Annotated in this window: 7 protein-coding genes; 6 read left to right on the top strand and 1 reads right to left on the bottom strand. The window is 45.2% G+C overall.

Annotation, left to right across the window (positions count from 1 at the left end; genetic code table 11):
* Positions 1-1,308 (bottom strand): tetratricopeptide repeat protein (locus EJL04_RS16030; RefSeq protein ID WP_164511807.1); only part of this gene is annotated, 1,308 nt, incomplete at its 3' end.
* A gap of 334 nt (positions 1,309-1,642) precedes the next feature.
* On the opposite strand from EJL04_RS16030, the gene EJL04_RS16035 reads away from it, so the two are divergent.
* From EJL04_RS16035 to EJL04_RS16060, 6 genes are all read left to right on the top strand, one after another.
* Positions 1,643-6,325 (top strand): choice-of-anchor J domain-containing protein, encoded by a 4,683-nt coding sequence (locus EJL04_RS16035; RefSeq protein WP_164511808.1) that lies wholly within the window; start codon positions 1,643-1,645, stop codon positions 6,323-6,325.
* Positions 6,326-6,423: 98 nt separating this feature from the next.
* Positions 6,424-9,102, top strand: a complete 2,679-nt coding sequence (locus EJL04_RS16040) for a M6 family metalloprotease domain-containing protein (RefSeq protein ID WP_125105655.1) — start codon at positions 6,424-6,426, stop codon at positions 9,100-9,102.
* Positions 9,103-9,117: 15 nt separating this feature from the next.
* Positions 9,118-10,881 (top strand): Omp28-related outer membrane protein, encoded by a 1,764-nt coding sequence (locus tag EJL04_RS16045; protein ID WP_125105656.1) that lies wholly within the window; start codon positions 9,118-9,120, stop codon positions 10,879-10,881.
* A 917-nt stretch (positions 10,882-11,798) separates the two neighbouring features.
* Entirely contained in the window at positions 11,799-12,464 is a 666-nt protein-coding gene (ung, locus tag EJL04_RS16050) for a uracil-DNA glycosylase (RefSeq protein WP_021855918.1), read from the top strand.
* 33 nt (positions 12,465-12,497) lie between these two features.
* Positions 12,498-13,091, top strand: coding sequence for a DUF3109 family protein (locus EJL04_RS16055; protein ID WP_125105657.1), 594 nt, complete (start codon positions 12,498-12,500; stop codon positions 13,089-13,091).
* Positions 13,092-13,189: 98 nt separating this feature from the next.
* Positions 13,190-16,264, top strand: a complete 3,075-nt coding sequence (locus EJL04_RS16060) for a two-component regulator propeller domain-containing protein (protein ID WP_125105658.1) — start codon at positions 13,190-13,192, stop codon at positions 16,262-16,264.
* Positions 16,265-16,972 lie beyond the last annotated feature (708 nt).

Here is a 16,972-nt window from a genome sequence, read left to right on the forward strand (position 1 = left end):
TGTGTTAAGATTGAAGTCGGAGCGCGATATCACGCTCATGTCTGCCATCACGGTGTTAATCTTGTTCAGCAGCAGGTTCTTCTGCTCCTCGCTCAGCAGCGCTGCAGCCGTGCGCTCTTTCTTATCAGCCTCGTCGGCCTTTTCGTCAGCATCTTCAGCCTCACCTTCCATGTCACCTGCACTCTCCTGCCCTGCCTCACCGGCAGCATCGGGCACATCGTCCTCGTGCACAGTGTTTACAGCCTTGGCATATTGCTCGAGCAGAAGTCGGCTCTGCTTATCAGACTTCATCAGTTCCTCGTTCTTACTTACGAGCAGCATCTGTGCGTCGGTAAGCTTGCGGTTCTTCAGCCTCAGCATACGATACAGCACGGTAAGCACAATAAGCATGATGACAAACACGATGATAACCACAAGCTGCGTGGTGTTGCGCGTTGTGAGCGAGTCAATCATCTTTTGATTAACTGTGTTTTCATAATTGAACAACTTACTGCCTGAGATGTAAAACTGACTCTTGTTGAATGCCGAATCAGACAATTCAAGATACATCGCCTTATATTTGGCAGCCGAATCTGCCTGTCCAGCACTAGCATAAGCCTCGCTGAGACTTTTATACACTCTCGACATTTTGTCTGAATTGTCCATCTTCAATGTCATCTGGTAGCCTTTCTTAAAATAAGATATGGCCTTTTGGGGATTTTTGCGCCTCAATGCAATATTGCCAAGTTCCATATATTGTGCCTGAATATACATAGCAGGCATATTTCTTTCTTTAGCATACTCAAAAGCCTTAAGATGATAATATTCAGCCATTACATAATCACCTGCAGTCTGTGCTATAAATCCCTGATTATATAAGCAGTAATATTGACGCTTTTGCTGATCACTTACAGGAAGTTGCATCAAAAGTCTGAAATAAGCCTTTGCCTTCTTTATATCCTTCATGAAACAATAACAGGCAAGAATATTAGATAAGAAACTAAACTGCATATCTGTATCATTATCCTCTACAGCCGCCTTATATCCCCGTTGATAATAATGCAGACAGCGATTATAGTCGCCTATGCTTGCATAAATATTTCCTATACATCCTATGCATGCATTGTATACGCGTCTGTTCTTTTCAGTCTCTGCTTTGTCTAGTCCACGAGTATAATAATCCAAAGCTTCAGGAAAACGTCCGGTATAATAGAACACATCACCTTTGGTCTTCAGCACAACAGCACTGTCCGACTTTTCTTTAGAAGCAAAAGACGGCAACGTAAAGACAAAAGAAAACAACAGCAGCAACAAGACTTGTAATTTCATCAAAAATTATATTTTTTAATAAATGGGGTAATTCAAATTCTCAGCAGAATCATCAGACAAACCTGATTCTTGAGCCGTGATACAGATTAACACATGCAAAGATACAAAATAATATGACTTAAACGTGAAAAATATAAAACAATAACAGTTTTAGATAAAGCAACAAAATCATCAATAATGATAACATAAATATACATTTTTAGCCGTTTTAGTTAGGTTTTTTATTTAAATTCAAGAATTTAAAAACAAGTCGGAACATAAAATCCCGTTTTTTATAGATAAAATAATATTTTTGTCATGCGTTTTAAGTTTAACAAATATAAATATGATGCTTATGAAAAGATTTATCCATTATTTTGTAGCTTCAGCGGCATTATTGTTCTGTTGGACGCCAACAGAGGCGCAGGTTGTAATGAAACTGCCTGAAATGAACAAAGCAGCAAAGAGCGATGCCGGACAAATGCAGAAGGCAGGACCGGCCAAAGCCAAAGCAGAAAGCATGTCAACTGACTATAAGAGTCCGTGGCCATTACAGACTTTTGATGAAAAAACAGTCTACTCAAGATTTATAAAAGAAAAAGGTAACGTACCTACATTAATTGCACCAATACCCTACAAGACATCTGCCAAGGCAGAAAGCGAAATCCTATATACATATACAGGATTCAATTCCGGAGCCGGATTAGATGAAAACGGAAATGCAACAGGCGGCATGGTAAACTTTAACCTAACACCATTTGCATGCGACACAGTGTCGTCTGATTCAGGTCTTTCACCTTACTCATATACGTCAAAAGGCAAATTGTATTGTTTCTTGCCCATTCAAGATGGTGCCACAGGCAACTACAACACAATAGTCAGAACTGTATATGATGCCAACACTCTTGAATTACTGAGCAAAAAGACATTTACCAACGCTAACGGCAACTCAAGCTATGTGCCATACATGATGTCATACGACGATCAGCGTGACGTTGTTTTCGCAATTTCAATGGAAAACGTTAGAGATCAGGGATACGGCGGAACAGACTACTATCTTAATATATTAGACACGGCAACATGCCGCCTTCAGCGAGTTGGTTTCTTAGGTTCATACCGTGCTTACAAGACATCGGGTAACTATAATCCCAAAGGATTTGTAGCTGGCTATGGTTCGTTATTCGTACAACTCGCCGACGACAGTATCTACATGGCTAAAATAGATCCGGTAACGTGCAAGACAACCATTATTGGCCGGACCAAAATGCCAAATCAATATGTCTATGGCCAACAGCCAATGATATACAACGTTGCAGAAGGAAGTTTGCTCGTAAACCATTATGACTTCAACTACGGAACAGTTTACTATAAAGTCAGTCCATTTGTGCCATATGGATCAAAAGAAGATACATGTAAAACCGTATTAGTAGAAAAAACTCCTACAGGCTTCACCTATTTTTATAAAAGGCCAGAAGCAGAGACGACTTTCTCTAAATTACAGTTGGACGACATCAGTGACTTAGTTGTATCCGTTGCAGAAGGCAGTAACGACGCAAATATATCGTTCACAATACCGTCAACTGTCAACGGTGGGGAAAATATTGAAATACCGCAATGGGCATCAGACAAAGTACGCCTTTACTTCTATGTTGACGGAGCCAGCGTAAATCCAACAGGCGTTCCCTCACAGCCCACATTAGGCAGCAAAGTCAGCTGCAGCATGGAAGGTCTTTCTTCAGGCATGCATATCGTTACGGTACAGGTATATCCGCTGTACAGCGAAGTTAGTGGAGGCAGATTCTCAAAGACTATAGTATGCGGATACGATGCACCTGCAGATGTAGCAAATCCTACTCTCACAATAGAGAATCAACAGGCAACAATAACATGGGAAGCTCCCGAAAAGGGATTGTATGACGACTTCGGAAGTATCTTTGACAAATCTGACATATCATATACAGTTGTACGCAATGTCGACGGAAAGACTATTGCCGAGGACATAACCGAGACAACTGCCGTTGACACAGACATGCCGAAAGAAATACTCACTCACACATATACCATTTATGCAAAAAGCCATGGCAACGTAAACCGCGGAACCGTAACAAACAGCATAACGGCAGGACTATATATGCCTATACCTTATGTCAACACATTCTCTGATATGTCTGACATCGACGGATGGGCTATATACAACTTGAACAACGACGGAACAGCCCTGACATGGCAATACAACAATATCTATGGACTATTAACTTGCAGCGGTCGCAACGGATGTGACGACTGGATAATATCACCCGCATTTGACCTGAAGACCGATTCTTTATATATGCTGTCTTATCAGCTAAGTGTTTCGTATGAAACAGCAAGTCTGAAAACGACAATGGGCAATAGTAACACTGTTGAGTCACAGAACATTGTAATAGACGACCTGTATAACTTTGCAACTGAAGGTACTGAAACAAAACGTTATTATATCACCCCAACTGAAGACGGCTACTACAATTTCGGTCTGCATGATTACGGAACAGGAAGCAGCCCGGTATCTATTGACACATTCATTGTGAAAGCCATCGCTTCAGTAGAAGCTCCTGATACAGTATCTGCCGTTAACTTCGTTCCAGACGCAGTTGGTGCTTTAGGCGGAACATTCACGTTCACATTGCCTTCAAAGAGCATCGACGGCAAACAGATTTCAGAACTCACAAAGGTAACTATATACGATCTTAAGGGAAATGCTCTTGCCACCAAGACTGACATACGTCCAGGCGAACAGATTACATTGCAGGTTAAGGCAGCCAAAGGCTTCAACACATTCTCAATCGTTGCAGCCAACGCTAATGGCGAAGGAAGACCTATGGACATAACAAAATATGTTGGTCCTGACGTACCAAAAACGATATCAGACCTGACAACCAAATGGGGTGAAGAACAGAACATTGCCATATTGTCATGGACGAATCCGACAGAAGGCGTACACGGAGGATATGTTGATCCGGCAAACTTCAAATATACTATCTATAAATATGACGTGAACGACTGGCCAAATTATACAAAACTTGGCGAAACCACAGGCGAAAGCGAAGTTGAAATACAGATTATGGACGCTTCTGACGCACAAGACCAGTATATATTCGGCGTAACAGTTTCTAACGACGAAGGTGAATCTGACTACGTGCGTTCAGGACTGGTGATGGGTACACCGTACACACTGCCATACAATGAGGCCTTTGCCGAAGCCGGAGTAGACCATGCACCATACCTCATCGGCGCAGGTATAAACAATCAGGCATGGACCATCGATCCTGGTTATTACAATACAAAGATTCAGCCATATGGACAGGACGGCGCACAGCTGCTGTGTCTCAACACCGGTTCATCAGAAGGTTCTGCATATTTCATCTCTCCGATAATCGACTTCGAGAAGACAGAGAAGCCTATGTTCTCATTCTGGCTGCACCACTCTGACGCAATGCCTGAAACAGCATATATTAAAGTTATGGCTTCAACTGACGGAAGCAAAAACTATGTCGACATCAGCGAAGAGATTAATCTTACCGGCAACAACGGATGGCAGGAGCACATCGTTGACCTCTCAGCCCTTAACGGCAAGAAAGCACAGATATCACTCTATGGATATATGCCTAATCCGGCCGTAAGAATATTCGCAGACAACTGGAGCATCTACGAGGCATCCGGCAAAGACCTCGCCGTGACAGGTATAACACAGCCTTACATGCCGGTAGTGGGCGACACTGCAACCATCAGCGTAACCGTTGTAAACAAGGGTGCAGACGAAGCCACAGGCTACTCTGTACTGTTCAATGTCGACGACATGACCATAGACGAAGTAGATCCGGAAGAGGCCCTGGCAGCAGGAGCATCACGCACATTCACGTTCACTCTGCCTATAACAGCGGCGAAGAAGAACATACTCTACAACGCACAAGTGCTGTATGACGGCGACCAGAACGAAGAGAACAACCTTAGCAGCGACGTAGAACTCGACCCGCGCAGCATGAATCTGCCCGCTCCTACCTCACTGACACTCAGCAATGACGACGAACTGGCATGGACCGCACCTGAAGCAATGGACGGACGCGAGGTTATGCTCGACTTCGAGAGCCTGCCGGCATTCGCCACAAATGAGATTGCAGGATGGAAGACTGTTGACAAAGACGGCAACCTGTCAACAACATTCATACAGTATTACGGCAACTATTGGCCTTATGCTAACCAGCCTCTGGCATGGATGACATGGAGCACTAAGGAAGCCGGATGTCCCGACGCAGCAGTATGGACTCCGTATGAAGGAGAAAAGTGTCTGATTCACTGGGGCAACTATGGTGCCGACGCCGAAGGACGTCCTAACAACAATCCTGACGACGACTGGTTTATCTCACCTGAGATTAAGGGCGGCACAGAAATTTCGTTCATGACTCTCTCTAATGACGCTACAAGTTCTATCGAGATTCTGACATCTTCGACAGACGACAAGCCCGAATCGTTCACCAATAAGATTACTGTGGTTGAATATCCTACAATAAGTACATGGAAGGAAGTAAAGGTAACGCTCCCGGCTGACGCTAAGTATGTGGCAATACACACTATCCTTGACGGCTTCGGCATCATGATAGACAACATTGCCTACACAGAAGCAAAGTCACCTGTACTGAAAGGCTACAAGCTGTATCTCGACAATGCCGTTAACAGCCTCGTTGCTACAAACAGCGCAAAGGCCACAGCCAACGGAACCTACGCAGTAAGCGCAGTTTACGACCTTGGCGAATCAGACCTGTCTAACACTGTATCGGTAACAACCGGTATCGCTGACCTGCAGACATCTGACGTGAAGGTTATGGCTGACAACGGCTGCATCATAGTAAAGAATGCTATCGGACAGAATGTTGAGGTGTTCACTCTCAACGGACAGAAGGTTGCAGGCAGCGTTGCAGGCGAGACGGCAACTTATCAGGTAGCAAAAGGTGTTTATGTGGTTATGGTAAGCAACAAGCCATATAAGCTGATTGTTAAATAATAAGTTAGAATAACAGAAGCCACGGGGCTGGCACGGCAAGCCAAGTGTCATGCCGGCCCCTTACGGCTTCTTTGTTTTTATATATAAAGACATTAAGCATGAAACGACTTTTTATCTCAATAGCCATTCTATTATGCGGCATCTGCAGCACTAAAGCCATACCGGCTGACCCTACGCCAAAGAAAGTGATTCAGCCCGACGGCACAAGTCTTACGGTGCTTATGCGGGGCGACGAGCATCGCCATCTGCTGTTCACCGAAGACGGATATCCTCTGTTTTTCAACCTTAAGACCAAAACCTATGAATATGCCAGACTCGACGGCAGCAAAATAACAGGAAGCGGTCTGGCTGCTGCAGACAAGGACATGAGAAAGACAGAAGCCAAGAAATATCTGGCTTCTATAAATATTGACGCATTTAGCCGCGCGACAGCCGGCAGCGGAATGAGAAAGGCACCTAAGCGAAGCGACTATCTTATTAGCGACTTCCCCACAATAGGACGCCAGAAGTCTCTTGTCATACTGATTCAGTTCAGCGACGTCAAGTTCTCGTCTATAGACAATCCTCATCAGTTTTATGATGACATGCTCAACAAGGAAGGCTTCACGTGGAGCAACGGAGCAAACGGCAGCGCACGCGACTTTTATCTGCAAAGCTCTAACAGGCTGTTTGACCCCGACTTCACTGTGGTTGGTCCGGTGACGCTATCAAACAAAGCCACCTATTACGGTTCTGACGATGAGGGACAGGACTTCAGAATGGGCGAAGCTATAAAAGAAGCATGCGAGCTTGTTGACGATGAAGTGGACTTCTCCGAATACGACACCAATGGCGACGGATATGTCGACAACATATATTTCTTCTATGCCGGCGGCGGACAGGCCGACGACCCTAACGGAACAGAACTTATATGGCCTCACTCTGCCATCGTTGAGGAAGCATGGGAGATGAAGCTCGTCTACGACGACAAAGTGATAGGCCATTACGCCTGCAGCAACGAGTTGCGCTATAGTGCAGTTGGCGATCTGCAGCCTTCAGGCATAGGCACATTTGTCCATGAGTTCGGCCACGTGCTCGGACTGGTTGACCACTACGATACTTCATATGGTTACTTCACCTTCGGGCTCGGAGCCTACGACACCATGGCCTCAGGCTCATACAACAACAACATGCACACGCCGCCGCTCTTCTCTGCGTTTGAGCGTGCCGAACTGGCATGGCTCGACTATGACATACTGGACAACAACGCCGACAGCATAACGATGATTCCAAACCTGGCATCGTCAAACAAGGCTTTCCGTGTGAACGTTCCGGGAAAGGACAACGAGTTTTTCGTGCTTGAGAACCGCATACAAAGCGGATTCGACACATACCTGCCGGGACAAGGCATGCTTGTATGGCACATAGATCAGGACAAAGACGCATGGGAGAACAACATCGTAAACATAGACCCGCAGCATCAGCGCGTAGACATTGTTGAAGCTGACGGAATACTGTCAGAAGCGACACGCTCGGGCGACACCTTCCCAGGTTTTGCAGGAATAACACAGTATGAACTCACATCGTGGGACGGCGCAAGCCTTGTATCGTTTGATGACGTCACGCTCAACGGCGACACAGTCCAACTGCTGCTTGCCGGAACGTCATTCAGCATGCCTGCACCGGCTACAGTAGACGTGACAGACATAGCCGACAGCAGCTTCGTGTTCTCATGGGCGGCTGTCGAACACGCCAAATATTATGAAGTAAGCGTGTATTGCACCGACGGCAACAGCCAGCGCCAATATATCGGTGACTTTGACCATAAGCGTTACACATCGCCTGAGACGATAAAGATAGACGGTCTTGTGCCGCTTACCGACTATGTCGTAGCCGTAAGCGCCGGACTTGGCAGCTATATGTCTGAAGAAAAGAATGCTCCAGTGCAGACTCTCGATCTGACCTTCGCCAAGCGCAAACCTGCAGGCTTAGCCGCAACAGATGTCACTGAAACGGGATTTAAGGCTAAATGGGAAGCCGTGCGCGATGCCGACGACTATCGTCTGACGGTAATGAAACATGGCTATTCCGATGAACTCTCGGCAAAGGGATACGACTTCAGCAACAAGGCTGAAGGCATGCCTGACACATGGACTTCAACGAGCAGCATGTTCTACTCGGTTTCGGGCTACTACGGCGAAAAGGCACCGTCGCTGCGTCTCTCGTCAGACGGCGACTATCTCGTGATTGCATACGACGAGATGCTCATCAGCAACCTTAGTTTCTGGTGCCGCGCAAAGAGCAACACAGAAAAGATATATGTAGAGGCCAACCAGGGCGACGGAGTATGGACTGAGGTGAGTGTCATAAGTCCATCAGTAGACGGAGCCACTGAGCGGGTAAGCTTAGACGAGTGCAAGCAGGTGCGCCTGCGCTACGGACGCACTTCGGGCTTTGTAGTTATCGACGATGTCGTGGCTGAAGGCAAGGTGGTGGAGCGCACACCGGTAAGCGGATACGACGGACTGTCTGTAGGCAACGTGCTAAGCTACGACGTAAAAGGGCTGAATCCGGGAGCAACATACAGCTTCATAATACGTGCAGCACAGAACGGCGAACTGAGCATCAGCTCTGACGAATGTGCGCTGACACTGCCCAACAGCACAGGCATAAGTCAGGCTGTGGACGATTCTGCCGCAGGCAAGACTGAAGTGTACGACCTCAGCGGACGCAGAATGCCTGCAGGAGCGTTGCCTCATGGAGTGTACATCATTAATGGAAAGAAAGTTGTGAAATAAAAAATATTTAGAGTTATGCAAAAACTGTCAACAATAATACTTGCATTGCTGCTCAGCATAGGCGCAATGGCACAGTCAGGAACGGTAAGCATGGGTTTCTGCAACGGTCAGATGGCCGATGAGGGCGACATACAGCTGAACGGCAAAGGATGGGTGTCGTGCGCAACTAAACTGCCGTCATCCGCCCTCGACGCATACAAGGGCAACAGCATTTCGTCTATACGCGCAGCACTGCTTAACCGCATAAACATCGACACGCTGAAGGTATGGATACGCACCGAGCTCGAAGGCGACAACATAGCCGAGGGATACATAACACGATCTTCTACTCCGGCCGTAAGCAAGGGATGGAACGAAGTGGAGCTGACCGAACCGTATGAGATAACCGAGAATGCCGGCGACATATACATCGGCTATTCTTTCCATCAGAGAGCCAACGTAGTGGCAGTTTCTATCGTTGGCGAACCCGTGGCAGGCACGTCATATCTCAAGATGGGCGACGCTCAATGGCAGGACATAAGCAACAAGGGCGTTATCAGCATGGAGGCAATTATAACGGGCAGCTCACTGCCTAAGCAAGACCTCGGACTGCTATCTGCCACAATAAGTCCATGGCCACAGAGCGGAGTGAACGCCCTGAAAGTGAATGCCACCATACACAACTACGGCATAGAGGCTGTAAACGGATTTACCATAAAATGCACCACAGGCGAAACTGTCTGCCGGACACACATCGACACGCCCATTGGGCCTACGTCAAGCACGTCGTGCTCGTTCGTCATCGACCCGGGCATCTACACCGACAGCCAGGCGAGCTGGAGCATCGAGATTGAGAGCATTGACAACGGCACAGACGAAAACAGCACCAACAACATGGTTGAAGCGGTGTGTACTTATCTGAAAAACGTTCTCATAGAGGAGTTTACGACAGAGAAATGTAGTAACTGTCCGAGAGTGGCAGGCTATCTGCATACGGCAATGAACTCGAGCAGCGACTACAGCGACAGGGTGTTCGCCGTGTGCCATCATGCCGGCTACTATACCGACGAGTTTACCCTGCCCTGCGACGAAGAGATGCTCTGGCTGTTCAACAACGGATCCAACTGCTATACTCCGGCTATGATGATAAACAGGCAGCCGTATCATGAAACGGGCAACTCTGCCGGCAGCAAGACCGCCGTTTATCTGCCGCAAAGCCCTGACGACATCACGTCGTATATCAACACTGAGATGGAGCTGACGGCAAATGCTGTTGTAGGCATAACGTATGAATTCAATACCGACTCTACTACTGTTACGGCAAATGTTACCTGCCTTAAAAACAACAACCTAATATGCGCAATGCCACATCTGACAGTATACCTTACTGAAGACGAGGTTAAAAGTCTTTTTCAGGAAGGATATGAAGGACAATACTATCAGCAGCACGTAATCCGCGGATACAACAGCACATGGGGTGAGCCTGTAGTGTGGGACGGCAATTCGTTTACATACTCATACACCTTCGACATCGACAAGGCGTGGAAGAAGAACAACATGAAGATTGTGGCTGCACTTGCCAACTATAATCCCGACGACGCCACCGACTGTGCCGTGGAAAATTCGGCGGCCATAGACCTGATAAAGAAAGAGACAACGGGAATAAACACTACTGAAGACAACGGCTGTAACGAACCGGCTGAATATTTCAATCTGTCGGGACAGCGCATAGCCAATCCGCAGCACGGCATATTTATCGTGAAATACAAGAATGGCCATACAAATAAAATTCTCAAATAGCACTATTTTTCTTTGATAACGGTAAAAAAATAGATTTAGAGAAGAAGCCGGGAGCGTGATGTTTCCGGCTTCTTTATTTTGTTCTTCCCCTTTCAACGGCCTGACAGAAATAATTACCGGCAGCATATCAAAAACGATTTTATGTTCATAAATTCTATATCTAACGCCTAGGCATATAAAACATTCTTCTACTTTTATAATGGCCTTATCAGAAAGACGAAATAGAAGAATATACCCTGAAAAGCCGGCAAAAGCATACCTTTCATGATGCAAAAGGCATGCTTTTACACTGTAAAAGGTGGCTTTTCAGAAAGCAAAAGGTGGCATATTGCAAATTATAACTAGAAGAGCATAATTCGGACGATAACAGATGTGAGTTTTACCCTAGTCAACTTTAATCATGGAAGATCTGCTTACAGGTCAACCAAAATCAGAAGTTTAACGATAAAGATATAAATAAAAAAGTTTTTATAAGAAACTCATCACTCGTCACATCTAGTCTTATCTCTCTGTATGACAAGTGATTAAAGCGTGATGAGTTGGAATTTCAACTCATCACACTCAGAGAAAATCCACTGTAAACGTCTGATTCGGGTTGACTTCAAGCAGAGTTTTAACAGACGTGTGACGAGTTGCCTTTTCAGCTCGTCACACCATAAGTAACACATTTACAGCACTTTACATAGAGATGTGACGAGTGACGAGTTTTCTGCAAAAAACTTTTTTATACCGCATTTAGCTAAAACAAGTCCAGGCAAGGACCGAGGTTAACAAGCAATGACATGCATCAAGGCTGATTTTCTGAGCCGATGACGGCAAACTGAGCGCAAGGCGACGGCATAAAGATTGGCGCAAAAATTTGACTTTCAAAGAAAAATATGTATTTTTGCATTGGTTAAAAAATTACACTTTGAATTATGGACGTAAAGATAGAAGAGTCGTGGAAACAGCATATTGGCGGTGAGTTTGAAAAGCCTTACTTTGCCAATCTTATCAACTTTGTACACGACGAATACCGCAACCATACGTGCTATCCGCCGGGACGACTTATCTTCAACGCCTTCAACCTGTGCCCGTTCGACAAGGTTAAGGTGGTGATACTCGGACAAGACCCCTACCACGAGCCGCGACAGGCTGAGGGACTGTGCTTCTCGGTGAGCGACGGAGTGCCGTTTCCGCCCTCGCTTATCAACATATTCAAAGAGATTGAGAACGACCTCGGCACGCCGATGCCACAAAGCGGAAGCCTTGTACGCTGGGCACAGCAGGGCGTGCTGCTGCTCAACGCCACGCTGACCGTGCGCGAACATGCTGCCGGAAGTCACCAGCGGCGCGGCTGGGAGGAGTTCACCGACGCTACTATCAGCGCACTGAGCAGAGACCGCGACAACCTGGTGTTCATCCTCTGGGGCGGTTATGCCCGCAGCAAGGCACAGCTCATAGACAACTCGCGCCACTTGATACTGCAGTCTGTCCACCCGTCGCCGCTGTCGGCCAACCGCGGCGGATGGTTCGGCAACCACCACTTCAGCCTGACCAACCAGTATCTGCAGCAGCACGGCATGGAGCCGATAAAATGGTGAAAAAACGACATTATATCACAATAGACAACGAATATGGATTTACCGATAATACAGGTGGGCGACGTACTTGTGTCGCCCGACATTATAACAGAGCAGTTCTGCTGCGACCTCGATGCCTGCAAGGGCGAATGCTGCATTGAAGGCGACGCCGGAGCGCCTGTAACGATGGACGAGATAGGCGGCATTGAGGATTCGCTCGACACGGTGTGGACCGACCTTTCGGCCAACGCGCAGGCCGTGATAGACCAGCAGGGCGTGGCGGACATCGACCCGGAAGGCGAACTCGTAACGAGCATAGTCAACGGCAAGGATTGCGTGTTTACGTGCTACGAGAACGGCTGCTGCCTGTGCGCCTTAGAAAAGGCTCACCGCGCCGGCAAGACAGGGTTCTGTAAGCCCATAAGCTGCGCTCTCTACCCTATCCGCGAAAAGAAACTTTCCAACGGTCTGACCGGCCTCAACTATCACCGCTGGAGCATCTGCGAGGCTGCACGCGCCAAAGGAAAGGAACTGGGACTGCCCGTGTATAAATTTCTGAAAGAGCCGCTGACACGCCGTTTCGGCGAGGAGTGGTATGCCGAACTCGAAGCCACCGTTGCCGAGCTGCACAAGGCAGGGATGATTTAAAAGCACCGGTATATATACCATAAGATTGCATAACAGCAATTCTTTACAAACACACAACCTTAATAAGCAATCTGCTAAAGAACCTAATACCTACAAAAATGAAAGCACTGCGCCGCTACATATTGCGCTTGCTGACTATAATATTAGCGATAACTTTTCCGCATGCAAAATGCGGTGCAGAATTCTTTTGCCGAATAAACAACTTCAGTACAGACAATGGTCTGGTGCAGGCCAGACTATCAAACGCAGTTATAGACCGTATGGGGTTTCTATGGTTTGCGACATGGAATGGACTTGTAAGATTTGACGGATACTCTTTTTTCACATTCAAGCCTATTCTAAACTCTGACGGAACAATATTTTCAAACCGTATATACAACCTAAAAGCAAACAGTGCAGGAAATATATGGTGCATATCGTCGAACAACAAACTCAACTGTTTCAATACTACAACCAACAGATTTTCTGACGTTGAGAAATATATAAAAGAAATCAGGGGGAAACGGGTGAAAACCATTACGACGAAGAAACACGATGCCTCATGGGTTGTCTTCAAAGACGGATCGTGTCTGAGACTTACAGACAACAATTGGGAATACGACTACGTGTTCTTAAACAGCAACAACAGAATACTTAAAGGATGTAAGGCCGAAGGCGTGAAATACGACAGCTACGGCAACGAATGGATAATAACGGACAAAAAAACAATAAACTTCACCACAGGAATATGTGTCAACGGCAGATATAAGCACATAGTATGCTCAAATAACACCACATACCTGATATCAGCAGAAGGACACATTGCCGCCATAAAAAAAGACCAGACAATAAAAAAATGGAAACTGACCAGATATAAGATAAATACCGAATACGCAGAGACTGTCGGCAATAACATGATAGCCATTGCCACAGACAAAGGCATCTTTGCATTTGACACCAAAAAGCAAAAACCAATAGTAACAAATCTTTCCATAAAAGGCAACGAAAGTATAAAATATCTTTATGCAGACAAGAAAGATAGACTGTGGGCTTTTTCCGATACAGGTGTAATGCTGGCTGACCTGAAATCAAAAAACATAAAAATACTGAAAACGCAACCCTCCACGTCAGCAGGAAAAATTAAAAACCCACAACTTATATTTGAAGACAGCAGGAATAATCTGTTCGTAAAGCCTCCATTAGGAATCCTTTCATACTTTGACGAGCAAACCCAAAGTCTGAAAGAGTTAGAGTTTTATGAAAATAACAGACAGCAAACACCTCAGATGAAAAATCTGAAAAAGTTTCTGACAGACCGTTATGGCAACCTTTGGCTGCTCGGAGAGCATAAGACGACCTGTATCACATTCCATGAAAAACTGTTTGTTCATGACAACAATTACAGCAATAACGAGACAAAAGCCCTGTATGACGACATGAACGGAACTTTGTGGAGCGGTGATAAAGCAGGAAACATAATACTAAAAAACAAGCAAAACGGAAATATTGCATATCTGCGGCAAGACGGAAGCGTAAGCGCTGAACCTGAACAGATATGCAATTCGCCCATACACTGCATAAAAAAAGACAACAAGCAACGCATATGGATAGGCACCAAAGGCAGCGGTGTGTTCATACTCACACCAACAAGCCTGCATGGCAGGACACATTACAGAATAACACACTTGACACACGACAAAAGTAAGAAAGGCTCGCTATGCAGCGACAGCATATATGACATCTGTCACGACAGCAAAGGAAATGTATGGCTCGGCTCATATGGACAGGGGCTGATCCATGGGTTGGAGACGCCAGAAGGATGGATTTTCCACAAATACAGGGGCATACACTCTACCGACAGGATAAGGTGTATCATCGAAGCAACACCCGGCATACTGCTAATTGGAACGACAACGGGCTTGGTTACGGCTGACGTAAGAAAGAAAGACATAGCCCTGTTCTATACAAACAAATACCGCAAAGACAAAAATGGACTGAAAGGCAACGACATAATGAGTATTATAAAAGCAGGGAAAAAGATCTATGTCTGCGTCTACGGAAGTGGTGTAAGCGAAATAGCACAAGAGAATCTTCTGAGCTGTCATATAAAATTCAATAACTATATGATGCCGACATCGGCTACAGCCGACCAGATAACCACAGCCACCACAACAGGCAGAAACATCTATATTGTATCAGAAAAAGCAATCTCAATGTTCAATACCTTGTCAAAGACATTCCGCATATATGACAGCAGCAACTTTATAGGAGACTTTAATCTTTCTGAAGCAAAGCCGGTTGTAGCCGATGGATATATAACTATAGGTACAAGCTGCGGCACAATGACCTTTCCAGACAAACTTGAAGCTTACATAAAAAAGCCGGCCGATATTGTATTCACCGGCATACAATATCAGAACGACATGAACATGAAGCCGCTGAATGACATCACCCAGCTTACTATTATGCCACAGGAAAGGAGTTTCTCACTATATGTTTCATCACCCAACATAACCGGAATATCCGACACAAGATACCGCTATATGCTTAAAGGGTACGACCGCAGTTGGAATTACACCGAAAACGGCCAACATTCGATAAACTACAGCAACCTTACACCCGGAGAATATGAACTTTACGTAGAAGCTACAACAGGAACATGGGGAGACGAAAAAGCAAGAAGAAGCATACAAGTGAAAGTCGTTCCACTGTTCACAGAAACCATATGGTTCAAACTTTCACTGATTGCCTTTGTTGTATGCGTAATAGTGGCAATGGTGTTCGCAATAGTATACCTAAACAGAATGCGCCACATAATACAACACAAATACAGCCTGCTGATGGCCATTGACAGCGTAAAGATGAAAAAGCAGCCACAGGCCACAATCAACAAGGAATCAGAAGACATGACATTTATAACCAAACTTACAGAGGTTATTACTGAACATATCGACGAGAGCCGAATGCCGGTTGAAGAGCTGGCACGGAATTTCAACATGAGCCGCACGGCTTTCTACAACAAGATGAAAGAGACCACAGGCCTTTCACCATCTGACTTTATAAAACAGATAAGAATAAGACAGGCTCTCAGAATCATAGACAGCGAAGACATCAGCATAACAGATGTTGCCTACCGCACGGGCTTTTCTGACCCAAAATATTTTGCAAAGTGCTTCAGGCAGAGATGGGCATGACACCTACACAATACATAACCGAAAGAAAAAACATAACATCTAGTTAAAGTCTATTTTGTCAACGCCAAATTACATCAGACATAGAAGTTTGCTTAACGGTTCAATATAGCCGCTTATTTATAATTAATAACCGAGGGTGTGTCAAAATTAAAAGGACTACTTCTCAAAGTTACAGATTATAACTGTAATATTTAAAAGGGTCGTATTAAACTCTGTATTGAGTAATGATACGGTCCTTTCTTTAGTCTTTTTGGATACTCAAATTTCAAATTATAAGTTCATGTTTTCAAAAAATGAGTTTTGACACACCCTCGGTTACGCTACAAAAACAGCAGGATTAATGATTTGGAATATTACAGCACAGTTTTACTTACAACAAGTAGTCTACAGTTATTTCATAACATAAGCTAATCTAGCCTCAACCTTTTGCTTACAATTTTCATATCATTTCCGCAAGATGATTTATCTATTCTAATAGCTGTTTGCATCCATGACACTATATTTTCATATTTCAGCAATATATTCTAAAACCATAGAATACACTAAATTTATCATGCAAAAAACTGTTATCAACAAAATATATTAATGAATGTCCGCATGTTCCCAAATTAGCAAAGTTTAAACCGCCAAGATGTCCGATAGGCGTGTATTGGAACACTTTATGCTTGATGCGAGATGTATGGACAATAAAAACGTATATGATATGAC

The sequence above is a fragment of the Prevotella marseillensis genome (assembly GCF_900625065.1).
GTDB classification, from domain to species: Bacteria; Bacteroidota; Bacteroidia; order Bacteroidales; family Bacteroidaceae; genus Prevotella; species Prevotella rara.